Here is a 21,056-nt window from a genome sequence, read left to right as displayed (position 1 = left end):
CCGCCTCCCTACGCCGTGAGCCGGAGCAGCCGGGCGGCGTTGTCCTTCATGATCAGCGACTTTACCTCGTCCTCGATCTCCAGCTTGGCGAAGTCGGCCAGCCACCGGTCCGGGGTGATCAGGGGATAGTCGGAGCCGAACAGCACCTTCCGTTTGAGCAGCCTGCCCGCCTGCCTGACGAGCTGCGGCGGGAAGTACTTGGGCGACCAGCCGCTGAGGTCGATGTAGACGTTCGGCTTGTGGGTGGCGATCGAGATCTGCGCGTCCACCCAGGGCACGGCGGGATGGGCCATGACGATGTTCAGCGTGGGGAAGTCGGCCGCGACGTCGTCGAGCAGCATCGGGTCGGAGTAGCGCAGCTTGATGCCCCGGCCGCCGGGCAGGCCGCTGCCGATGCCGGTCTGGCCGGTGTGGAAGAGCGCCACCACTCCCAGCTCCTCCAGCGTCTCGTAGAGGGGGTAGAACTCGCGGGAGTTCGGCTCGAACGCCTGCACGCTGGGATGGAACTTGAAGCCCCGTACCCCGTACTCCTCGACCAGGCGGCGCGCCTGAGCGGCGGCGGCGCCGCGGTGCGGATCCACGGATCCGAACGGGATGAGCACGTCGGCGTGCTCCGCGGCCTGTTCGGCGATCTCCTCACTGGAGAGCGCCGGGTGGTTCAGCCCGGTGGAGGCGTCCACGGTGAAGACGACGGCGGCCATGCGGCGCTCGCGGTAATGGCCGGCGAGCTGGTCGATGGTCGGCGTGCGGTCGCCCGACTTGAAGTACTTCGCGGAGGCGGCGAGCAGTTCGTCGTCGAGCGCGAAGTGCCGGCCGGCGCGGTCGGTCTCGATGTGGGTGTGCACGTCGATGGCCGTGATGCCGGCGACGTCGATGGCGGGTTCGTAACGTCTGGTCATGATCCCTCGGGTGTGTGCGTGCGCTGCCGGGCGAGGCCGGCGAGTGCGGTGAGTGCGTCGGGGTCGGCGACCGCGTCCAGGTTGACCACGGTATGCGGCGCCTCGCCGAGCAGGATCCGCTTCGCCGGGAGTTCGAGCTTCTTGCCGGTACGGGTGTACGGGACCTTCGCCAGCGGCAGGATCCGGTCCGGGAGGTGGCGGGGGGAGAGCCGGGTACGGATCGTCCGGGCGATCGTGTCACGCAACGCGTCGTCGAGCGGCCCGCGCCCGGCGGTGACGACGAACAGGATGAGTTCGCCGGGGCCGCCCGCCGCGTCCTCCAGGTGCACGACCAGGCTGTCCGCGACCCCGTCGAGCTCCTCCACCGCCCGGTAGAACTCGGCGGTGCCGATCCGGATACCGCCCCGGTTGAGCGTCGCGTCGGACCGGCCGGTGATCACGCTGCTGCCCAGCTCGCTGAACCTGATCCAGTCGCCGTGCCGCCATACTCCGGGGTAGGTGTCGAAGTAGGCGTCGCGGTAGCGGCTGCCGTCCGGGTCGCCCCAGAAGGCGACCGGCATGGACGGCATGGGCGAGGTGATCACCAGCTCGGCCAGCTCGCCGACCACGACCTCGCCGTTCTCGTCGAACGCCTTGGCGTCCACGCCGAGGCTGGGACCGCTCATCTCGCCGAGCCACACCGGCTGTTCCGGGCTGCCCTGCACGATGCCGGTGCACACGTCGGTGCCGCCGCTGCCCACGTTGATCAGCACGTCGTCGCCGAACTGCGCGTGGAGCCACCGGTAGCCCTCGGCGGCCAAGGGGCTGCCGACCACACCGATCTGCCGGATCCTGGACAGGTCGAAGTCCCGGGCGGGTTCGAGCCCGGCCTTGCGGCAGGCCATCAGGAACGGCGGGCTGATGCCCATCAGCGTCACCCCGGTGCGCTCCGCGAGCCGCCACTGGAAGGCCAGGTCCGGATAGGTCGGGTCGCCGTCGATCAGGACGACCGAGCTCCGGGTCAGCAGTGCGGAGACCAGCGTGTTCCACACCATCCATGTCGTGGTGGAGAACCAGAGCAGCCGGTCGCCCGGTTGGAGGTCCCAGTGGAAGGCGTGGTTCTTCAGGTGCTCCAGCAGCACGCCGCCGTGGCCGTGCACGATCGGCTTGGGCCTGCCGGTCGTACCCGAGGTGAACAGCACGCAGAGCGGGTGGTCGAACGGCACCGGCTCGAAGACCGGCTCGCCCGGCTCGCCGAGCAGTTCCGGCCAGGACAGCGCGTCCGGCAGTTCCCGCGAGCCGTTGGGCACGTGGACGACGTGTTTGAGCGTCGGCAGCGCGGACCTGATCTCCGCCACCGCCGCGCCCCGGTCGACGTGCTTGTCCCCGTAGGTGTACTCCGAGACGGTGAGCAGCACGGTCGGCTCGACCTGCTCGAACCTGTCGACGACCCCGGCCGGCCCGATCTCGGGGGAGCAGGCCGCCCAGACCGCGCCGAGCCCGGCGGCGGCCAGGTAGGCCACCATCGTCTCCGGGATGTTCGGCAGGTAGGCCACCACCCGGTCGCCCCGGCCCACGCCCAGCCGGCGCAGGCCCGCCTGGGCCCGGGCCACCTGGTCGCGCAGCTCGCCGAAGGTCAGCTCGATCGGCCGCCGGTTCTGCGAATAAGCCACGATCGCGACCTGCTCCGCGTCCTCCGGCAGGCCGAAGGCGTGCTCGGCGTAGTTGAGCGTGGCCCCGGGGAACCATTCGGCCCCCGGCATCTCCCGGCGGCCGAGCACCTTCTCGTAAGGGGTGTGCGCCCGTACGCCGAAGTAGTCCCAGATCGATGCCCAGAACCCGTCGAGGTCGGCGACCGACCAGCGCCACAGTTCGTCCCAGCCGGAGAACCGCAGCCCGCGCTCGGTCTCCAGCCACCGTGTGTAACTCCGTACGCCCGACTCGCGGGAGGAGTCATACGGCGGGGACGTCAGAGGGACGAGACCGGCGGCGGCGGAGCGGGCGGCCAGGTCCGGCGTCGGGCTAGCCATGCCGGTGACCTCCCTCGCCGTCGCCGGCCCGCGTCGGCATCCGGTCTCCCGTTCCGATGGAGCTGGTGACCCAGGTCATCAGGCCCGCCCCGGCGTCGAACGCGGGGGCGCGCTTGACCCGGCTCCACACGGTTTCCGGGCGGCACTGGAGCAGCACCAGGTTCGAGTCCCGGGGCAGGTCCTCGTCGACGGCGAACTCGATGTCCTGCGGCCCGCCCTGCAGCTTCTCGAGTCTGCGGCCCAGCGCGGCCAGGGCCAGCACCTCGTCGTCGTCCAGGCAGAGCCGCGTCCTGCGGTCTTCCGGCACGGGCACCGGCCGGTCACCGCTGCGGTACTCCACCCGCTTGTCGCCCGGGACGCGCTTGTCCAGGGTGAGGCCCACCTTGTCGACCTCGTACCGGTCCGGGGTGACCTCGCCGCCGACGACAGACAGGCCGAGGCCCCAGCTCGACTCCAGGACGATCCGGGACCGGTCACCGGTGATCGGGTCGAGCGTGAACATGACCCCCGCCGACCTGGCCCGTACGGTCTTCTGCACCACCACCGCCATCTCGACCGACCGCAGGTCGATGTCGCGCTCCGCCGCGTACGAGAACACCCGGCCGGTGAAGACGCTCAGGTAGCAGCGGTGTACGTGGGCCAGCACGTCGTCGGCGCCGACCACGTCCACCCAGGTCTCGAACTCCCCGGCGAAGCTGTCGCCGGCCGAGTCCTCGGCGGTGGCGCTGGAGCGCACGGCCACCGAGACCTCGTCCAGGCCGACCCGCGCGCTCAGCTCGGCGTAGGCGCGGCGCACCTGGGCGGCGACCGCCGCCGGCAGCGGCGCCCGGCCCAGCAGCTCGGCCAGCTCCCGCTCGGCCGCCTCGAACGTGGCCGGGTCGTCCGGATCCACCCGGCCCAGGACGCGCCGGACGTCGTCGTGCAGCCCGTTCTCGTCCAGGAAATCGCGGTAGGCGGCGGCCGTCACCGTGAAGCCGGGCGCGACCGGCAGGCCGGCGGCCGTCATCTCGGCCAGGCCCAGCGCCTTGCCGCCGACCTCGCGCGCGTCGCGGCAGGCCGCCGAGTCGAACGGAACCGTGTAGCTCGTCATGCGCCCGCCTCCTCCAGAACCGTCACCACGCCGCTGTCGCCGTCCACCCGGACCCGCTGACCGGTCTTCAGCCTCGCTGTGGCGAAGCCGGTGCCCACCACGGCGGGCAGGCCGTACTCGCGGCAGACGATGGCGGCGTGGCTCATCATGCCGCCGATGTCGGTGATCACGCCGACCGCGACCGAGAACGCCGCCGCCCAGGACGGCGCGGTGATCGGCGCGACCAGGATCTCGCCGGGCTGGAGCAGCCCGAGGTCGTGCTCAGTGCGCAGCACCCGCACCACGCCCTCGACGACGCCGGGGCCGCCGGGGATGCCGGTGAGCCGGGAGTCGCCGCCGTCCGCGGCGCCCAGCCACTCCTGCACCCGCTCGGTGGTCACGCCGTAGTTCATCACCGCGAACGGGTCGGTCACCTGCTCGGGCGGAATGCCGTACGCGGGCGGCGCGAGCTCGCTGCGCAGGGCGGCCATGATGCCGCGGCGGCGCTCGATCTCGGCCTGCCAGCGCTTGGACCCGCGGGCCGGCACGCCGATCGCCCAGGACTCGACGACGTCGAACAGGACGGTGTCCAGCTCGAAGCGGTTCAGGTGGAACACGTCGTCACGCTCCCGGATGAACCCGGCGGCCACCAGCACGTCGCCGAGCTCCCGGACCTTCTCCCAGAAGACCGCGTGCGCCCAGTGCTCGACGTAGATGTTGTGCTCCTCGATGTACGGGAACACGGTCCGGGCCAGGTTGAGCAGTTCGTCGAACTGGCGGGCCTCGTCCTCGGTGAGCAGCGCACGGTACTCGGCGACCAGCCGGTCCCGCTCCTCGCGGAGTCTGGCCACCGGGCGGCTGATGTCCTCACCGGCCTGGATCTTCGCCGCGTAGCGGGCGATTCCGGTCAGCGGAATGGACAGGTTGCCCGCCCAGGTGTCCTGGTCGTGGGTGAAGCCGTACTCGGCGAAGTAGTTGAACCAGGGGTCCTTGGCCTTCTCGAACGCCTTCAGCCAGGTCTGGCCGTTCTCGGTCCCGGCCAGTTCGTCCAGCAGGGCGGCCGCGGAGGCAGGGGAGGCGGGGGAGGCGCTGTAGGCGGCGAACCGGTCGGCCAGGCCCAGCTCCGCGGCGAGCGCGGCGAGCCCGCGCAGCTCGTCGTCCGGCCGGAACGCCAGCACGTCCACGCCGGCGACCATGCGGGCCACGTTCTGCTCGCTGATCTGCGGGAACGCCTGGCGGCAGAACTGGAAGAAGGTGATGTAGCCGCCGTAGCCGAGGTTGAGGAACTCGAAGTGGTACTGCCAGATGAGGAAGAAGCCGTCGGTCAGGCGGTGGTAGTTCTCGATGAGGTCCCACGACACCGACCGGCCGCGGGCCTCGGTGACCACCTCGATCGGGTCGAACTCGGGCAGCGGCGCGAACGTCAGCTCCCGCATCGATGCGATGGCGGCCAGCAGCTTCTCCTTCCAGCGCCCGTACAGCTCGTCCCAGTTGGCGTAGTAGTAGCCCGCGCGCTTCTGGAAGAGCTCGGCCCGTCGCGAGATTTCCTCCGGGTCGGTCACCGCGATCGGCGAGATGTACACGTAGCCGTTGACGACCCGCACGTCCAGCCCGAGCGCGGTCGGCAGCGCGAAGATGCGGGTGCTGTTCTGGCCGGCGCCGAGGTAGACCGCCTCCGCTCCGATGCTGTCGAACGGATGGACCGCGCGCGACCAGTGCATGGTGTCGGCGAACCAGAACCGCGAGTTCTCCTCCTCGCGGGTTTCCTCGCTGGGTACGAGGAAGTACGGGTACATGGACTCCCAGCCCTCGGCCCCCTCGGGGGTTCGGGCCTCGTTGAAGAAGGGGAACCTGGAGTTGTCGGTGGCGCTCATGCCGTGACTCCTTCGGACTGGTCGAGGCGGGGGGTGAGGAGCTGGTACAGCTCCGCGACGTCGGCGTACAGCGCGTCCGGTCGTTCTTCCTGTGACAGGTCGTCGAGTCGTTCGCGGGTGGTCGCCCCGCTGAGGACGAGAAGGGCGTGCGCCCCCATGTGCCGGGCCAGCCGTACCTCGACCAGCGCGTCGCCGACGACGGCGACGCGCCCGGCCGGGCGGCCGAGCCGGCGGGAGAGCGTGGCGGCCAGCGCGGGCGAGGGCTTGCCGAGCACCTCCGGTTCGGCGCCGGCGGCCCAGCCGATCCCGTGGGCTACGGCGGCGGAGGCGCAGATGGACCGGCCGATTCCGCCGTGGAACCAGGGGACGTCCACGGTCGTGTAGAAGGCGGCGCCCGCGTCCACGGCCAGCCCGGCCGCGTTCAGCTCGGCTGTCGTGTACGAGCGGGCCGCGCCGACCACGACCACGTCGGCCAGGCTGGGGTCGTCCGGATCGGCCGGGGTGACGCCGAGGCGGCGGAGCGGGTCGCGCAGGCCCTCCCCGCCCACGGCGAGCACCCGGGCGCCGGGATGCTCGGCGGCGATGAAGTCGGCCGCCGCGCTGCCCGCGGTGACGAAGCGGTCGTCGTCGATGTCGAAGCCGTGCTCGCGCAGGTGGCGCGCGTAGGTTCTCGGCGGCTCCTCGGAGGCGTTGGTGCAGACCAGCACCTCGTGGCCGGCCGCCTTCAGCGCGGCCACGAACCGGACGGCGTCCGGCATCGGGGCGCCGCCCGCGCCGCCCGCGCGGGCGGTACGCACCAGGCAGCCGTCCACGTCGAGCACCCAGGCGTCGATCGAGTCCAGCGGGGTCATCGGGCCTCCTCGGAGGTGTTCCTGGTCAGGTCGAGCCGGGTGTCGCCGAACTGGACGGAGACGGTGGTGAGCTTCGGCCGGTCCTCGACCGACCGCAGCAGGTGGCGCAGCGTGGACACCGGCGAGGAGGTACGCGCCGCCACCATGGCGTCCACCTGCTCGGCGGGCATGACCGCGCGGAGCAGCAGTTCCTCGTCGTCGAGGGTTGCGCCGAACCGCTTGCGCAGCCCGGCCAGCGTGATGTCGGAGCTGCCGTCGTCGGGCGGCCTGTTGCCGCGCTCGGTGCCGAGCGCCCGGTCGAGCAGGTCCTGGTCGACCGGGCCGGGCAGCGGGCCGAAGTCGCCGCGGAGCAGGTCGATGATCTCGTCCGAGATCTGCCGGTACCGCTCGCCCGTGATCACGTTCAGCGTGGCCTGGGTGACGATGTACTGGGCGAACGGCGTCACGACGATGGGCCAGCCCAGGTCCTCGCGGACCCGCACGGACTCTTCGAGCACGGCGGGGAAGAGCTCCGGGCGGCCCAGCTCGCCGAGCTGGCGGGCCAGGGTCGACTGGACGCCGCCCGGGATGGTGTGCCGGTAGTAGTCCTCGTCGTACTCGGCGGGGACCCCGGCGGGCAGCCGCTTGATCCTGGCCTGCCTGGTCAGGTAGGCCGATGCCCGGTCCATCGCGTCGAGGTCGACGCCGACCCGGTGGCCGCGGGCCCGCAGGTTGCGGACCAGCCGCTGCGCGGCCGGGTGCGAATTGCCGTTGGCCAGCGGCGGGAGCGCGCAGTGGATGGTGTCGATCCCGTGGTCGGCGGCGGCCAGCGCGGTCAGCGGGGACAGCCCGGTCGTGCTGTGGCTGTGCAGCTCGTTCAGCCGCAGCCGCGACAGCTTCGAGCCGAGCATCGGCACCAGCGTGGACAGCCGTTCGGGAGTGAGCAGCCCGGCCGGGTCCTTGAGGTAGACGTTGTCGATGTCCGGGCAGTCGCCCAGTTCGGCGATCCGCTCGGCGTAGTAGGCGTCGGTGTGCACCGGGCTGTTGGTGTAGCAGATGCCGCCCACGACCTCCTCGAACCCGGCGCGCCGGGCCATCGCCGCCATCCGCTTGGCCCCGGCCATGTCGTGCATCGGGTCGATGATCCACAGCCTGGTCACGCCGTTCCGCACGAGCAGCCGGAAAGCCAGCTCGAACAGGGGGTCCGGGGTCCGGTAGAAGGTGATGAACCGCTTGCCGGTGGTGAGGAAGCCGAGCCTGGTGTTCGGCATGCGGTCGCGGGCGGCGCGCAGCCGGGCCCACGGATCCTCCTTGTGGAACCGTACGGCGACTGCCAGCAGCGTGCTCGACGCGATCTCCACTGCCCGGTAGCCGACCTGGTCGAGGAGGGGCGCGACCCCCTCGACCATCCTGGTCGTCACGCCGGTGGCACCCCAGAGGCTCTGGTTGCCGTCACGCAGCGACACGTCGATGAGGTTGATGTCCGTCATTCACTCGTTCCCGTCGCCGATCAGCTCGCCGAACCGGTCGTTCAGCCAGTGCGTGGTCACGCTCCCGATGCGGAAGTCCCCGTGCCGGATGATGCTCCGCAGCAGGTCGCGGGAGGTGGTGACGCCCCCGATCTCGAAGCCGGCCAGGGCGTCGTCCAGCCGGGTGGCGGCGGCGGCCCGGTCGTGGCTCCAGGCGACGAGCTTTCCCATCAGCGCGTCGTAGAAGGGCGGGAACTCGTACCCTTCGTAGACGTGCGAGTCGAAACGCAGGCCGCCGCCGACGGGGGGACGCCACCGCTTGACCGTGCCGGGGGAGGGCCGCAGTCTCTGGTGAGGGTCCTGGGCCGTGATCCTGGCCTCGATGGCGTGCCCGGTGATCCGCACCTCCTCCTGGCGGACCGAGAGCGGTTCGCCCAGCGCGGCGAGAAGCTGTTCACGGACCAGGTCCACCCCGGTGACGGCCTCGGTGACCGGGTGCTCCACCTGGATCCGGGGGTTGACCTCCAGGAAGTTCAGCTCGTCCCGGTGCAGGTCGTACAGGAACTCGACGGTGCCGAGCCCGACGTAGTCCAGCGCCCGCGCGATGCGCAGCGCGCTGTCGTGCAGCCTCTCCCTGGTGGCTTCCGGCAGCGCCGCGCAGGGGGCCTCCTCGACGAGCTTCTGGTAGCGGTACTGCACCGAGCACTCGCGTTCGCCCAGGTGGATGCGGTTGCCGTGCCGGTCGCCGAGGATCTGCACCTCGACGTGCTTGGCGTCGGTGACGTACCGCTCCAGGAAGACCGTGCCGTCGCCGAAGGCGGCCTCGGCCTCGGCGGAGGCCGGCGCCCACGCCTCGGCGAGCTCGGCGTCCGACGTGACGAGCTTCATGCCGCGCCCGCCGCCGCCGTGCGCGGCCTTGATCAGCACGGGGTAGCCGACGCGGGCGGCCAGTCCGGCCGCCTCGGCCACCGTCGAGGCGTAACCTCCTGCGGAGACCGGGACGCCTAGGGACTCGGCCAGTTCGCGGGCCTTCAGCTTGTCGCCGAGCGTGGTGAGCGCCTCCGGGGACGGGCCGACGAAGGTCAGCCCGTGCGCCGCGCACTCCCGGGCGAAGTCCGGCCGCTCGGCCAGGAACCCGTACCCGGGGTGGACGGCGGTGCAGCCGGTGGCCACGGCGGCGTGCAGCACGGCGGGGATCGACAGGTAGCTGCCGATGGCGTGCGGGCCGCCGAGGACCACGACCCGCCCGGCCCGGCGCGCTGCCAGCGTGTCGCGGTCGGCGCTGGAGACGCCGAGCACGGTCTCGAAGCCGAGCCGGTCGCACGCCTCGACGACGCGGAGCGCGATCTCGCCGCGGTTGGCGACGAAGACACGTTGTCTGGCGGGGCGGGTGGTCATGCGATCGCCCTGATGGCGAAGAGCGGGCTGCCGTACTCGACGAGTTCGCCGTCCGCGGCGAAGATCTTCGTCACCTCGCCCGACACGCCGGCGGGCACGGAGTTCATGAGCTTCATGACCTCGACGATGCAGAGCACCGTGTCGGGCGCCACCTTGTCGCCGATCTCTACGTACGGCGGCTCGCCGGGCTTGGGGGAGCGGTAGAACGTGCCGAGCAGCGGGGCCGTGATCACGACCTCGTCGTCGTCCGGAGCCTGGTCCGCGACGACACGCTGGGAGGGGGCGGCCTGCGCGGGTGCGGCAGGGGTGGCGGCCCGCGGCTGCTGTGGAACGTTCCCGTCACGGCTCACCGTGATGCGAAGGTCGCCCTTCTCGAAGCTGAAGTGCCGGAAGTCCGCCTTGTCCAGCAACTCGATGATCGCGGCCAGTTCTTCGAGGTCAAAGTCCATCAGTGCCGGCTCCAGTGCCAGAAATGCCCGTTGTGAGGGTAGAAGTTATGTAAGGCATCTCACTCTGCGCAATAGAGGAGAAGGTAAATTCCTTCCAGCGGAATCCAGGCAGGTCCGGACCGGCGGCGCGTACGATGGCGCAGGGGTGGTCCGGATGGGGCTGGAGGTCGAGAGCCGGCCGTCCGACTCGCCGTACATCGAGCGGGTCTGGAGGAGCAGCAGCGGCGACGGCCTGCGGCAGATGACGTCGGTGGCCTCCGCCCACGGCGAGCTGGTCGTCTGGGAGGAGCGCGGCCGGGTCAGCGTCGCGGTCCGGGGGCCGGAGACGCGGGCGAGCCGGGCTCCGGTGCCCGAGGACGCCACGTTCTTCGGGATCCTCTTCTCCGCCGGGACGACGATGCCGCATCTTCCGTTCCACCGGCTCGTCGACTCTGACGTGGAGATCCCCGACGCGACGCGGCGGGCGTTCTGGCTGAAGGGGTCCGCCTGGCCGCTGCCGGGTTACGACAGCGCGGAGTCGTTCGTACATCGGCTGGTGCGTGAGGGGGTGCTGGACCGTGACCCGGTCGTCGCCGCGGTGCTGCGCGGCGAGACGCCGGAGCTGTCGGAGCGTACGATCCAGCGGCGGTTCGTGGCGGCCACCGGGCTCACGAGGGGTGCGATCCGGCAGATCCACCGCGCTCGGCGGGCGGCCGTCATGCTCCGGGAACGGGTGCCGGTGCAGGACGTGATCTTCGAGCTGGGCTACTTCGACCAGCCGCATCTGGCGCGGTCGCTCTCGCGGTTCGTCGGGCGGACCGCGACCCGGCTGGGGGACCCGTCGGAGCCGCTGTCGCTTCTGTACAAGACCTGAGCGGCGCCGCGCGCCTAGCCTCCCCTGTCGGAAGTTCCGATATGAGAGGCAGACATGGCGAAGCTCATTGCCAATTTCTTCATTTCGCTGGACGGCGTCGTCGAGTCGCCGGACCAGTGGCACTACCCGTACTGGAACGACGAGATGGGCGCCGTGATCCAGGCCGGCCTGCAGACCCAGGCGGCGATGCTGATGGGACGGAAGCTGTACGACGAGTCGTCCGCGTACTGGACCACCACCGACCAGGACCAGGAGATCGCCGCGATCTTCAACAGCGCCCCCAAGTACGTGGTGTCCAGCACGATGGAGAAGGCCGACTGGAACAACACCACGGTCGTCAGGCCCGAGGGGATCCGCGACCTCAAGCAGCGGCTCGACGGCGACATCCAGATGTCGGGCTCGGCGACGACCGTGCGGTGGCTGCTGGCGAACGGGCTGCTGGACGAGCTGACCCTGCTCGTCCACCCGATCGTGGTGGGCCGGGGGCAGCGGCTGTTCGAGGACACCCCGGCCCATCCGCTCAAGCTGGTGAAGTCCGAGACGTTCGAGACCGGCGTGCTCCACCTGGTCTACACGCCGGACTCGGATCAGAAGACGCCGCTGTAGGCGTTGAGCGCCGGCTGGCCGCCGAGGTGGGCGAAGAGGACGTTCGAGTCCTCGGGGATGTCGCCGTTCCGTACGAGGTCGATGAGGCCGGCCATGGATTTGCCCTCGTAGACGGGGTCGAGGATGACCCCTTCGAGGCTGCCGGTGAGGCGGATGGCGTCGACGGTCGACTGCACGGGGACGCCGTAGAGGTCTCCCGCCCACCCTTCCAGCAGCGTGATCTCGTCGTCGCGCAGGTCGCGGCCGACGCCGATGAGCTCGGCGGTGGCGCGGGCGATCTTCTCCACCTGGGCCCGCGTCTCGGCGGGCTTGGCGGAGGCGTCGATGCCGAGGACGCGGCGGGGGCGGTCCTGGCCGGCGAATCCGGCGATCATCCCGGCCTGGGTGCTGCCGGTGACGCTGCACACCACGATGGTGTCGAAGAAGACGCCCAGCTCGCGCTCCTGCCGCTGCACCTCGTACGCCCAGCCGGCGAACCCGAGCCCGCCGAGCGGGTGGTCTGAGGCGCCCGCCGGGATGGCGTACGGGGTGCCGCCTTCGGCGCGGACGCTCTCGACGGCCTCGGTCCAGCTGTCCTTGTAGCCGATGCCGAACTCCGCCCGGACGAGCCGGACCTGGGCGCCCATGATGCGCGACAGCAGGATGTTGCCCACCTTGTCGTTGACCGCGTCGGGCCAGTCGACCCAGCTCTCCTGGACGAGGACGGCCTTCATGCCGAGCCTGGCCGCGGCCGCCGCGACCTGCCGGGTGTGGTTGGACTGCACGCCGCCGATGGTCACCAGCGTGTCGGCGCCCTGGCGGAGGGCGTCGGGGATCAGGTACTCCAGCTTGCGGGTCTTGTTGCCGCCGAAGGCCAGGCCGCTGTTGCAGTCTTCGCGCTTGGCCCAGATCTTCGCGCCGCCGAGGTGGGCGGTGAGGCGTTCCAGTGGGTGCACGGGGCTGGGGCCGAAGGTCAGCGGGTAACGCTCGAAGTCGTCGATGGACACGCTTGGCTCCTCACACGAGCGACATGCAATATATTGCATTCCACGCTAGATCCCCTGTCAAGACCCCCATCCCTTACCGGCCCGAGAGATGCAGGGCGAGCTGCGTGCGGTCGCGCAGGCCCAGCTTCCGCAGCACGCTGGAGACGTGGTTCTTCACCGTCCCCTCGGTGATGAACAGCCGGGCGGCGATCTCCCGGTTCGCGGCCCCGACCGCCACCAGCCGCGCCACTTCGAGCTCCCGGGCCGACAGCAGCTCCTGGCCGGGAAAGGCGCCGGGCACGGGCGGCCGGCGCAGACCGGCGACCAGCCGGGCGGCGACCGGGCTGCTCAGCACGGTCTCGCCGCGGCTCGCCCGCAGGATCGCCGCCACCAGCTCGTCGGGCGAGCAGTCCTTGAGCAGGTAGCCGACCGCCCCGCCGCGCAGCGCGCCGTAGATGTAGTCGTCCTCGTCGAAGGTGCTGAGCACGATCGCCGCCACCGACGGATGCTCGGCCGACAGGCGCGTGATCAGCTCCACGCCGTCCATCCGCGGCATCCGGGCGTCCACCAGCGCCACGTCGGGCCGGGTCTCGGCCACCAGCGCCAGCGCGGCCAGCCCGTCGGCGGCCTCGCCCACGACCTCGACGCCGTCCTCGATCTCCAGCAGCTTGCGCAGGCCCTGCCGCATCAGCTCCTGGTCGTCCACCAGCAGCACCCGCACCGCGCTCATGCCGGCAGCTCCGCCCGCAGCTCGACGCCCTTAGCGGCGTTGCCGCTGGTGAGTGTGCCGCCGAGCGCCTCGACCCGCTCGGTCAGCGAGCTCAGCCCGAACCCGGGACCCCGGTCGAGTCCCTTGCCGTCGTCGGCCACCACGAGCACGACCTTCTCCTTCTCGAACGTCAGCGTCCCCCGCACGGAATCGGCCTCGGCGTGCCGGAGGGCGTTGGTGAGCCCTTCCTGGAGCACCCGGTAGAGCACCAGCTCGGTGTCGGGCTCCAGCGGCCGCTCGGCCCCCGCCACCTGGAACGTGACCGTGACCCCGGTGCCGGTGAAGGTGGCCGCCAGCTGCCGGAGCGCCTCGCTGCCGAGGTGGCCGTCGAGCGGGAGCGGGCGCAGCGCGCGCACCCACCGGCGGGCGTCGGCCAGCGCCGCCACCGTGAGCTCCTTGGCCTGGCGCACCTCCTCCCACGCGGCCTCGGGACGGCGGTCGCGGAACCGCTCGGCGTTCTCCAGCCCCAGCTTGATCACGGTCAGGTGGTGGCCGATCGAGTCGTGCATCTCCGCCGCCATCCGGGCCCGCTCCTCGGCGACGGTCAGCTCCCGCACCCGGGCCGTGAGCTCCCGGGCCCGCAGCACGGCCGAGGCCATGCCCAGCGAGAAGGCCGCCAGCACCGCCAGGGCCGCCGTCTGGATCACCGCCGTCAGGAGAGATGTTCCGTACGACAGCGACACCACGATCGTGATCACGCCGAACGCGGCGAGGATGAGGGCGGCGACCCGCATGCCGTAGACGAAGGCCAGGTTGACCACGCCGATGAGCAGCAGCGGCAGATGCGTGCCGGCCGACCCGGTGAGCCCCAGCACGAGCGTGCAGGCCAGGAAGGCGGGCGCCACCAGACGCCGGCGGCCGGGCCGCCACGGCATCACCATCCACAGCACGCACAGCAGCACGACGTCGGCGAAGAACAGGATCCGCTCCGGCAGACCGCTGGGCTCCGCCAGGTTGACCGCGACCATGGCACCGAGGACCAGCCAGAACACCACGCTGAGCAGAACCGGGCGATCCGGGTCGCGTAACCACGCCATGTTCTCGAATGTACGATCTCGCCGGGCCGCTGTGATCCCACCCGGGTCACCATGACCTTCGTCATGGCGAAATCGGTCTCCGGCCCGATGCGTGCCCGGGGCGCGCGTTCGTAGCGTGCACGGCATGAGAACTCACTGGACCGTCCTCCTGGCCATGATCGTCATGCTGGTGCAGGTGATCGTCGGCACCCTGCCCGCGACGCTGCTGCTCGGCCAGACCCACCCGCTGCGCGGGGTGCTCGGCGCGGCCGGCATCACGCTCACCGCACTCCTGCTGGTCTACCTCGTCCGCCGCTTCCTCGACCGGCGGCCGTGGGGGACGCTCGGCTGGCGCCATCCGTTACGGATCCTGCCCGGCGTGCTCGCGGGGGCCCTGCCCGCGGTCGTCGCGAACCTCATCGCCCTCGCCGCCGGCGCGTCCGTCTGGAAGCCCGTCGAGGCGTCGGCGTATCTGGGGCTGCCGCTGTTCGCGGTCGTCACCCTGCTGAACCAGGCGTTCCCGGAGGAGTTGCTCTGGCGCGGCCATGTCTTCGAGACGCTGTCGCAGCGGTTGTCGCCGCGCGCGGTCGTGGTCGTCGTCTCGGCCGGGTTCGGCGTCATGCACATCATCTCCCAGGGCCCGGTGACCACCGTCCTGGAGAGGGTGCTGTACGTGGTCATGGCGGTGGCGCTGGGCTTCGCCTGCACGGCGGGGCGGGTGCGCGGCGGCGGGCTGTGGATGGCGACCGGCGTGCACCTCGGCTTCCACCTGGGCATGCGTCTGCTGCCCCTGGAGTTCGTGAACTTCGGTGTCACGCTGGCCCTGCTGACCGTCACGCTGACCTTGGCGGGACTGATCATGCTCAGGTCAGGACCTAAGGATGTGCCAGAGCCCGTAACCGGCGCACAGCAGCCCGGGAGCGGCCGGCACGCCCGCGAGGACGGGGCTGCTCCAGCGTCGGGGTGAAAAGCGTAGAGGTTCTGACGACACTTGACTCTCTGGCTTCGGAATAATCCGCACACCTTGAGTGGCGAGCTGATTACGCTGAGGCGTGACCAGTTACGTCCGCACGATTCGTGAGTACACGAGCCGGCAAACGCCCTCCACGTGGGTGGACGTCCCGCTCGCCGGGGCGGCGCTCTCGGAGATCGTCCTGTTCGGCCACGGCAAGGACGCCGACGTCATGGTCGAGCTCCTGGACGGGCGGCGGTTCGTCATGGGGCTGGGCGGCGCTCTGCTGGTGCGCGGCTGTCCCGGGTTGGAGAGCGAGGTGACCAGGTGGGACGACTGCTCGCTGATCTTGCGATACTCCGGCGAGGGCCTGGAGCTGGCCTCGTTCCGGCTCGGCGTGGGGGTGGTCGACGAGGAGGAGTTCGCCGCCGCCTTCCATCAGTGGATCGCCGCGGACGGCGCCGACGACCTGCACTGGGCGGTGACGATCGAGATCGAGGTCGTGCCGTCGGTTGCCGGTGCGGGAGGCCGGTGTTAGTTTGACGTGTACGTCAAGGTTAGGGAAGGGGGTGCGGGTCGTGGCGGACATGAGGATCGGCGAGTTCGCCGCCGCCGCCAGCGTGACGACCCGCACCGTACGGCATTACGAGCAGCTGGGCCTGCTGCAGCCCAGTGAGCGCAGCGCCTCGGGTTACCGCTACTACACCGACCGCGAGCTCGCCCGGATGAAGAAGATCGGCCAGCTGCAGGCGCTGGGGCTGACGCTGGAGGAGATCGCCACGGTGATCGACCTGTACTTCGACGACCCGACCGGGGTGCAGGGCAAGCGGAAGGTGCTCGGCATCCTGGAAGGGCACCTGCGCGAGACGCGGCGTCGCCGCAGCGATCTGGAGCGGTTCGAGAACGAGCTCGTGAAGAGCATCGAGAAGGTGCGGCGGCTGCTCGCCGAGGCCGAGCGCGCCGCCGAGTGATTTTTTTTCGCGACAACATTGACGTTAACGTAAACGTTAGTCTGGAGAATCCGATGGAGACGAGTACACGCGAGCGGACGGCCGCCTCGGCGACGCCCGTGGCCGTGCTGGCGGGCGGGGCGCTGCTGGTGCTCAGCCAGCTCTACGCCACGATCCCGCTCACCGCGCCGGTGGGGGCCGCCTTCGGCGGCGGGAACGTCTCCGCCGCGCTGGGGACGGCGTTCGCCCTCGCCTACGCCGTGGGCTTCCTGTTCTTCGGCCCGCTGTCCGACCACTACGGGCGGCTGCGGGTCCTGGTGCCGGGCATGGCGGTGCTCGCCCTGGCCACCGCGGCGCTGACGGTCGCCCCGTCGCTGGAGGTCATGGCGCTGCTCCGGGCCGTGCAGGGCTTCGCCGCGAGCTGCTTCGCGCCGATCGCGCTGGCCTACCTCATGGAGGCGCTGCCGCCCCGGCGGAGCGCGGCGGCGATCGGGGTGATGTCCACCGCGTTCCTCGTGGCCGGCATCCTCGGCCAGGTCTACGCCTCCAGCGTGGCGCTGGCCTGGGGCTGGGAGTGGGTGTTCGGCCTGGCGGGGGCGGCCCTCGCCGTCGTCGTGGTCCTCATGCGCACCCTGCTGCGGGAGCCGTCCCGCGACGTCGCGCCGGGGACGCTGGGCGGGCGGTTCGCGCAGATGGCCCGGCTGCTCGGCCGCCGCCGCATCGTGCTGCCCGCCGTCGCCCACCTGGGCACGCTGCTCGCCTTCGTCGCCATGTACTCGGCGCTCGGGCCGCACCTGGGAGCCGAGTTCGGCCTGGACGAGGGCGACATCATCTGGGTGCGCCTCGCCGGGCTGCCGGGCATGCTGATCGCCCCGTACGCGGGCACGCTGGTGGCGCGGTTCGGCGCGACGCGGATGGCCGTCGCCGGGTTCACGCTCGCCGCGCTCGGCGCGGGCGCCGAGGCGCTGGCGGGCGGGTCGCTCTGGCTGCTCACGCTGACCACGGTGGTCTTCGTGGCGGGCATCGCCACGGTCATCCCCGCCATGATCACCCTCTTCGGCGAGCGGGCCCTGCCGGCGCGGGCCGCCGGGGTGGCGCTCAACGGCTTCGTCCTCTTCGCCGGCGCCAGCCTGGGGCCGCTCGTGCCGCTGCTCGGCTGGGGGTTCGGGCCGCTGATGCTGGCGCTCGCGGGCTGCCTCCTGGTCTCGGCGGCCCTGGTCCTGGTGAGCGCCCCCGCCGAATAACCCCTGGTACGAAGCGACCGGCGCGGGGGCGGGGTCTGGAGGCTCCTGACCTTCCTGGCCGCGGCGGCCACCTTCGCTCGTCGGCCGCCGCGCCTTCGTGAAAGGGCTTTGAATTCGTGAAAGGGCTTTGAAAAGGGCTTCGCCCCCAGGCGCTGCGCGCCATCTCAGCTCAGGCGTTCTGATTAGGCGCCTCCGGCGCAAACCCCAGCGCCTCCGGCGCGATCGAGCGTGGGCGGGCGGGACACGGGATATGCGGCACCCTTGGCGGAACCGGGATCACGCTCGCCTGCTAACCGGACCGGGATTGCGCTGACTTGCTCACGAAGCCGGAACAGGCTGGCTTGCTCACGGCAATGGGATCACGCTCGCCCGCTCGGAGGAGGTAGTTCGCACCCTGGATGCGTCCGCGGGTGGTCAGTCGTGGAGTGGGCGAGGGCTGAGTCAGCGTCGACAGTCCAGGACACCATGGGGAATCTCGGCCAGGCTGGCGCAGGTCGGCGGCCACCGGTCAACCCCTGCGCTGCAGTTCCCCGATCGCGGCCACTGTGTGCCCGCCACCGCCTTTGCATCTCCAGAGGGCCGCCCCGCCCGCCTGTTCTGGATGCAACCCAAGGGAGTGTGCCGGGCAGGTTGGCCAGGCCTTCCAATCCTGCTCGGCAATCACTGCCTGGGCGAGATCAGCGATCAGCGCAAGGGCGGCAACCGGTTCGTGCTCTTCGCCGGCATGCAGCCCGTGGCTGGAGTATTGCCCCTTGTACTCGACGCGCAGGTATCCGTGGTCGTCCCACGCCGGGGTGTCGAAGCCGAGCCGTCCGGCGATACCGGTCGCGTCCATGTCGCGCTGTACGGCGAGCACCGCGTCATCCAGCACCTTGTTGGCGGTCATGTCTTTCATCCTGGTGTGTTCATCCCACTTCGCGGAGCTGAAGCACAAGGATCGTTTTGACGAGCTGACCGGCCAGAAGAGGGCGGCAGCGGAGTTTGCGTGCGTAGATGTCGCCGTCGCGCAGGTGGGCGAGCACGAGCAGGGCCTGCCGCGCCGGGTCCAGGCGGCTCCAGCGACAGCGGCGTTTGGCCCGGCGGGCGCGGATCCGTCAAACCAGGTGGGTCAGGGTGTGATCGGACAGCGGTATCGCGGCGGGGCATGACAGCAACGAGGCTTTCCGGTAGAGGCATCGGATCTTGGTCGACTGCTGTCTCACTTTTAGGCCATGCCGCCCTCGTGTCCCAATGGTCAGGATGCGCCAGCGAGCCCCCGTCGGCCGTCGAAAACATGTACTGCTCAGGCCATGCCGCCCACGTCCCCGATGGTCAGGATGCACGGAGGCGGTAAGGGTTGCGCCGAAGGCGCCCTATCAAAACGCCTGAGCTGAGATGGCGCGGAGCGCCTGGGGGCGAAGCCCTTTTTCCGGCGAAGCCCTTTCTCCCGCCAACCCTTTCCCGGCCAAGCCTTTTCAAGCTGGTCAAGGGTTGGAGATTTGCATGACCACCGCCTTCGGTTCGGTGAAGAAGTCGCGGCTGAAGTCGCCCCCCTCCCGCCCGATTCCCGAGTCGCCGACGCCGCCGAACGGGGCGCGCAGGTCTCGGATGAAGAAGCAGTTGAGCCAGACCGTCCCCGCGCGGAGCGCCGCCGAGACCCGGTGCGCGCGGTTGACGTTCTCGGTGAAGAGCATGGCGTTGAGCCCGTACCGGGTGGCGTTGGCGGCGGCGACGGCTTCGGCTTCGGTGTCGAAGGGCTGGACGACGACGACCGGGCCGAAGATCTCTTCGTGCCAGTGGCGGGCGGACGGGTCGACGTCGGTGAGGACGGTCGGGTGTACGGTCCAGCCGTCGCCGAGCCCGCCGGTCAGCATCGTGCCGGGCGCGTCCTCGACGTAGGAGCGGACTTTGGCGTAGTGGGTCTGGCTGGCGAGGGGGCCGAGTTCGGTGGCCGGGTCCTTGGGGTCGCCGATGCGCAGCGACTCGGCCTTCTTGACGAACCGGTCCAGGAATTCGCGGTAGACGGCCCGTTCGACGTAGAGCCGGCTGCCCGCGAGGCAGACCTGGCCGGCGTTGCGGAAGATGGCTTCGGCGGACCAGTGGACGGCGTTGTCCAGGTCGGCGTCGGCGAACACCAGGTTGGCGCCTTTGCCGCCGAGTTCGAGGCTGACCGGGGTGAGGTGGGCGGCGGCGGCGCGGGTGATGGCGCGGCCGGTCGCCGATTCGCCGGTGAAGGTGATGCGGTCGACCCGCGGGTCTTCGGTGAGGGCCTGGCCGGCGGAGTCGGGGCCGTGGCCGTGGACGACGTTGAGCACGCCGGGCGGCATTCCGGCTTCCAGCGCGAGCCTGGCCAGCAGGGTGGCCGAGACGGGGGTGTCTTCGGCGGGTTTGAGGACGACGGTGTTGCCCCAGGCCAGCGCGGGCGCGATCTTCCAGGTTTCCAGCATGAGCGGGAAGTTCCACGGCGCGATGGCGGCGGCGACGCCGGCGGGTTCGTAGCGGGTGTAGGCGTGGTGGCCGGAGTCCATCGGCAGCGCCTGGCCGGTCGACAGGCGGGCGTGGTCGGCGAAGAAGCGCAGGTTGGCGGCGGCGCGCAGCACGTCGTGGCCGCTCTGGGCGACGGGTTTGCCCATGTCGCGGGTGTCGGCGAGGCCCAGTTCGGTGCGGTGCTCCTCGACCAGGTCGGCGAGCCGGTGCAGGATCCGGCCGCGTTCGGCGAACCCCATGCGCGGCCACGGGCCTTCGTCGAACGCCCGCCGGGCCGCGGTCACGGCCCCTGCGGCGTCGTCGGCGCCGCCGAGCGCGACCTCCGCCCACGGCTCGCGCGTCCACGGGTCGATGCTGGGCATGCGCCGGCCGTCGAGGGATTCGGTCTCCTCGCCGTCGATGACGTGCCCGTAGAAGCCGCTCACGTGCGCGGCCCCCTCTCGGCGATCGTGACGTCTCCGGCGGCCCAGTGGGTCGGCGGGATCTCCCGTACGATCACGCGGACGCTCTCCTTGGGCGAGCCGAGCGAGTCGGCGACGGCCTCGGTGACGCTGGAGATCAGCGCCCGGATGGTCTCGGGCGGGCGGCCTTCGATGAGGCTGACTTCGACGAGGGGCATGGACACCACCGGGGGAGGGGGACGTCGGCGGTCACGGCGTGACCACCTGGGCGGATTCGATGGAGGTGCGCAGCTTGGCCAGCAGCGCGGTGAGGGTGCGGCGCTCGTCGCCGGTGAGCTGCCAGGCGAGCGCGTCGAGGTGGCGCCAGTGGGACGGCAGGAACTCGGCCAGGAACCGTTCGCCCGCCTCGGTGTTGGCGACCAGGAAGGAGCGCCGGTCGCCGGGGTTGATCTGGCGTTCCACGTACGACTTGGCGACCAGCCCGTCGACGACGTTGGTCAGGTTGGCGGGGCGGACCGAGATGGCCTGGGCCAGTTCGCCCATGTTGAGCGGCCGGTCGGCGCGGTGCAGGACGGTGAGGATGTTGAGCTGGCTGACCGTCAGCCCGTGCGGCGCCAGTTCGGCGGTGCCGGCGCGGTCGAACGACGACATCGTCCGGTAGAGCGTGAGGGTGAGCTTCAGCAGGTCGGGGTCGAACTCGGGGGTGTGCTTGTCCGCCTCGCGGGCGACCTGCCATTCGACGTCGTGGAAACCGGGCTCATCCGTCACTGGTTATTCCAAAGGTAGATATTTATGGTGGATGATAATACAGGCGCGGTAAGAAATGGAGGCCCGCCG

At 70.9% G+C, this 21,056-nt stretch carries 21 protein-coding genes and 1 pseudogene; 6 read left to right on the top strand and 16 right to left on the bottom strand.

Going from position 1 to position 21,056, the window contains the following annotated elements:
* Window positions 1-8: 8 nt before the first annotated feature.
* From AB0J42_RS25245 to accB, 8 genes are read right to left on the bottom strand one after another with little or no spacing between them, the layout of a single operon-like run.
* Window positions 9-899, bottom strand: coding sequence for an amidohydrolase family protein (locus AB0J42_RS25245; protein ID WP_364298452.1), 891 nt, complete (start codon window positions 897-899; stop codon window positions 9-11).
* Complete coding sequence (locus tag AB0J42_RS25240; RefSeq protein ID WP_364298449.1) at window positions 896-2,908, bottom strand: acetoacetate--CoA ligase; 2,013 nt, start codon at window positions 2,906-2,908, stop codon at window positions 896-898. The genes AB0J42_RS25245 and AB0J42_RS25240 overlap by 4 nt, the downstream gene beginning before the upstream one ends.
* Window positions 2,901-3,998: a PEP/pyruvate-binding domain-containing protein gene (locus AB0J42_RS25235; RefSeq protein WP_364298446.1), complete on the bottom strand. Its 1,098-nt coding sequence runs from the start codon at window positions 3,996-3,998 to the stop codon at window positions 2,901-2,903. Before AB0J42_RS25235 ends, AB0J42_RS25240 begins: the two co-directional genes overlap by 8 nt.
* A complete protein-coding gene (locus tag AB0J42_RS25230) occupies window positions 3,995-5,851 on the bottom strand; it encodes a PEP-utilizing enzyme (protein WP_364298444.1) in 1,857 nt (618 codons plus the stop codon). The genes AB0J42_RS25235 and AB0J42_RS25230 overlap by 4 nt, the downstream gene beginning before the upstream one ends.
* Entirely contained in the window at window positions 5,848-6,702 is an 855-nt protein-coding gene (locus tag AB0J42_RS25225; protein WP_364298442.1) for an HAD hydrolase-like protein, read from the bottom strand. The genes AB0J42_RS25230 and AB0J42_RS25225 overlap by 4 nt, the downstream gene beginning before the upstream one ends.
* Window positions 6,699-8,171: a hypothetical protein gene (locus AB0J42_RS25220; RefSeq protein ID WP_364298440.1), complete on the bottom strand. Its 1,473-nt coding sequence runs from the start codon at window positions 8,169-8,171 to the stop codon at window positions 6,699-6,701. The genes AB0J42_RS25225 and AB0J42_RS25220 overlap by 4 nt, the downstream gene beginning before the upstream one ends.
* On the bottom strand, window positions 8,172-9,548 hold the full coding sequence (locus AB0J42_RS25215; RefSeq protein WP_364298438.1) for a biotin carboxylase N-terminal domain-containing protein: 1,377 nt from the start codon (window positions 9,546-9,548) through the stop codon (window positions 8,172-8,174).
* On the bottom strand, window positions 9,545-9,997 hold the full coding sequence (gene accB, locus AB0J42_RS25210; RefSeq protein WP_364298436.1) for an acetyl-CoA carboxylase biotin carboxyl carrier protein: 453 nt from the start codon (window positions 9,995-9,997) through the stop codon (window positions 9,545-9,547). Before accB ends, AB0J42_RS25215 begins: the two co-directional genes overlap by 4 nt.
* A gap of 154 nt (window positions 9,998-10,151) precedes the next feature.
* Between accB and AB0J42_RS25205 the strand changes: the two genes are divergently transcribed.
* The gene (locus AB0J42_RS25205) at window positions 10,152-10,850 is read left to right on the top strand and encodes a helix-turn-helix domain-containing protein (RefSeq protein ID WP_364298434.1); all 699 of its coding nucleotides are present in this window, start codon (window positions 10,152-10,154) and stop codon (window positions 10,848-10,850) included.
* A gap of 54 nt (window positions 10,851-10,904) precedes the next feature.
* Window positions 10,905-11,456: a dihydrofolate reductase family protein gene (locus AB0J42_RS25200; protein ID WP_364298432.1), complete on the top strand. Its 552-nt coding sequence runs from the start codon at window positions 10,905-10,907 to the stop codon at window positions 11,454-11,456.
* Here AB0J42_RS25200 and AB0J42_RS25195 read toward each other — a convergent pair.
* From AB0J42_RS25195 to AB0J42_RS25185, 3 genes are all read right to left on the bottom strand, one after another.
* The gene (locus AB0J42_RS25195; RefSeq protein ID WP_364298430.1) at window positions 11,438-12,442 is read right to left on the bottom strand and encodes a 1-aminocyclopropane-1-carboxylate deaminase; all 1,005 of its coding nucleotides are present in this window, start codon (window positions 12,440-12,442) and stop codon (window positions 11,438-11,440) included. The two genes, AB0J42_RS25200 and AB0J42_RS25195, sit on opposite strands and share 19 nt — an antisense overlap.
* Before the next feature lie 73 nt (window positions 12,443-12,515).
* Entirely contained in the window at window positions 12,516-13,151 is a 636-nt protein-coding gene (locus tag AB0J42_RS25190) for a response regulator transcription factor (RefSeq protein WP_364298428.1), read from the bottom strand.
* Window positions 13,148-14,227, bottom strand: coding sequence for a sensor histidine kinase (locus AB0J42_RS25185; protein WP_364298426.1), 1,080 nt, complete (start codon window positions 14,225-14,227; stop codon window positions 13,148-13,150). Before AB0J42_RS25185 ends, AB0J42_RS25190 begins: the two co-directional genes overlap by 4 nt.
* A gap of 124 nt (window positions 14,228-14,351) precedes the next feature.
* Between AB0J42_RS25185 and AB0J42_RS25180 the strand changes: the two genes are divergently transcribed.
* The 4 genes from AB0J42_RS25180 to AB0J42_RS25165 all read left to right on the top strand — a co-directional run bounded on the left by AB0J42_RS25180 (window position 14,352) and on the right by AB0J42_RS25165 (window position 17,352).
* Window positions 14,352-15,173 carry a type II CAAX endopeptidase family protein gene (locus AB0J42_RS25180; RefSeq protein WP_364298424.1) on the top strand — a complete coding sequence of 274 codons (822 nt, stop codon included), beginning with the start codon at window positions 14,352-14,354 and terminating at the stop codon, window positions 15,171-15,173.
* A gap of 85 nt (window positions 15,174-15,258) precedes the next feature.
* Window positions 15,259-15,696 carry a hypothetical protein gene (locus AB0J42_RS25175; protein WP_364298422.1) on the top strand — a complete coding sequence of 146 codons (438 nt, stop codon included), beginning with the start codon at window positions 15,259-15,261 and terminating at the stop codon, window positions 15,694-15,696.
* Between the two features lie 49 nt (window positions 15,697-15,745).
* Window positions 15,746-16,129, top strand: coding sequence for a MerR family transcriptional regulator (locus AB0J42_RS25170; RefSeq protein ID WP_364298494.1), 384 nt, complete (start codon window positions 15,746-15,748; stop codon window positions 16,127-16,129).
* Between the two features lie 53 nt (window positions 16,130-16,182).
* Complete coding sequence (locus AB0J42_RS25165; protein WP_364298420.1) at window positions 16,183-17,352, top strand: MFS transporter; 1,170 nt, start codon at window positions 16,183-16,185, stop codon at window positions 17,350-17,352.
* A 508-nt stretch (window positions 17,353-17,860) separates the two neighbouring features.
* Here AB0J42_RS25165 and AB0J42_RS25160 read toward each other — a convergent pair.
* From AB0J42_RS25160 to AB0J42_RS25140, 5 genes and pseudogenes are all read right to left on the bottom strand, one after another.
* Window positions 17,861-18,238, bottom strand: coding sequence for a hypothetical protein (locus tag AB0J42_RS25160; RefSeq protein ID WP_364298417.1), 378 nt, complete (start codon window positions 18,236-18,238; stop codon window positions 17,861-17,863).
* Between the two features lie 97 nt (window positions 18,239-18,335).
* A pseudogene (locus AB0J42_RS25155) lies at window positions 18,336-18,506 on the bottom strand (IS5/IS1182 family transposase); the annotation flags it as partial.
* Window positions 18,507-18,815: 309 nt separating this feature from the next.
* Window positions 18,816-20,243, bottom strand: a complete 1,428-nt coding sequence (locus AB0J42_RS25150; protein ID WP_364298415.1) for an aldehyde dehydrogenase — start codon at window positions 20,241-20,243, stop codon at window positions 18,816-18,818.
* Window positions 20,240-20,437 (bottom strand): 2-hydroxymuconate tautomerase, encoded by a 198-nt coding sequence (locus tag AB0J42_RS25145; RefSeq protein ID WP_364298413.1) that lies wholly within the window; start codon window positions 20,435-20,437, stop codon window positions 20,240-20,242. Before AB0J42_RS25145 ends, AB0J42_RS25150 begins: the two co-directional genes overlap by 4 nt.
* A 31-nt stretch (window positions 20,438-20,468) precedes the next feature.
* Window positions 20,469-20,987, bottom strand: a complete 519-nt coding sequence (locus AB0J42_RS25140) for a MarR family transcriptional regulator (RefSeq protein ID WP_364298411.1) — start codon at window positions 20,985-20,987, stop codon at window positions 20,469-20,471.
* Between the last annotated feature and the right edge of the window lie 69 nt (window positions 20,988-21,056).

This window comes from Nonomuraea sp. NPDC049649 (genome assembly GCF_040675175.1).
GTDB lineage: Bacteria > Actinomycetota > Actinomycetes > Streptosporangiales > Streptosporangiaceae > Nonomuraea.
This window is presented reverse-complemented; position numbering and strand designations above follow the sequence as displayed.

Coding starts and splice junctions, on each gene's coding strand:
- AB0J42_RS25180 (WP_364298424.1), top strand. CDS start 14,352: ATGAGAACTCACTGGACCGTCCTCCTGGCCATGATCGTCATGCTGGTG.
- AB0J42_RS25165 (WP_364298420.1), top strand. CDS start 16,183: ATGGAGACGAGTACACGCGAGCGGACGGCCGCCTCGGCGACGCCCGTG.
- AB0J42_RS25245 (WP_364298452.1), bottom strand. CDS start 899: ATGACCAGACGTTACGAACCCGCCATCGACGTCGCCGGCATCACGGCC.
- AB0J42_RS25160 (WP_364298417.1), bottom strand. CDS start 18,238: ATGACCGCCAACAAGGTGCTGGATGACGCGGTGCTCGCCGTACAGCGC.
- AB0J42_RS25170 (WP_364298494.1), top strand. CDS start 15,746: ATGAGGATCGGCGAGTTCGCCGCCGCCGCCAGCGTGACGACCCGCACC.
- AB0J42_RS25235 (WP_364298446.1), bottom strand. CDS start 3,998: ATGACGAGCTACACGGTTCCGTTCGACTCGGCGGCCTGCCGCGACGCG.
- AB0J42_RS25145 (WP_364298413.1), bottom strand. CDS start 20,437: ATGCCCCTCGTCGAAGTCAGCCTCATCGAAGGCCGCCCGCCCGAGACC.
- AB0J42_RS25225 (WP_364298442.1), bottom strand. CDS start 6,702: ATGACCCCGCTGGACTCGATCGACGCCTGGGTGCTCGACGTGGACGGC.
- AB0J42_RS25190 (WP_364298428.1), bottom strand. CDS start 13,151: ATGAGCGCGGTGCGGGTGCTGCTGGTGGACGACCAGGAGCTGATGCGG.
- AB0J42_RS25215 (WP_364298438.1), bottom strand. CDS start 9,548: ATGACCACCCGCCCCGCCAGACAACGTGTCTTCGTCGCCAACCGCGGC.
- AB0J42_RS25200 (WP_364298432.1), top strand. CDS start 10,905: ATGGCGAAGCTCATTGCCAATTTCTTCATTTCGCTGGACGGCGTCGTC.
- AB0J42_RS25205 (WP_364298434.1), top strand. CDS start 10,152: ATGGGGCTGGAGGTCGAGAGCCGGCCGTCCGACTCGCCGTACATCGAG.
- AB0J42_RS25185 (WP_364298426.1), bottom strand. CDS start 14,227: ATGGCGTGGTTACGCGACCCGGATCGCCCGGTTCTGCTCAGCGTGGTG.
- AB0J42_RS25230 (WP_364298444.1), bottom strand. CDS start 5,851: ATGAGCGCCACCGACAACTCCAGGTTCCCCTTCTTCAACGAGGCCCGA.
- AB0J42_RS25220 (WP_364298440.1), bottom strand. CDS start 8,171: ATGACGGACATCAACCTCATCGACGTGTCGCTGCGTGACGGCAACCAG.
- accB (WP_364298436.1), bottom strand. CDS start 9,997: ATGGACTTTGACCTCGAAGAACTGGCCGCGATCATCGAGTTGCTGGAC.
- AB0J42_RS25240 (WP_364298449.1), bottom strand. CDS start 2,908: ATGGCTAGCCCGACGCCGGACCTGGCCGCCCGCTCCGCCGCCGCCGGT.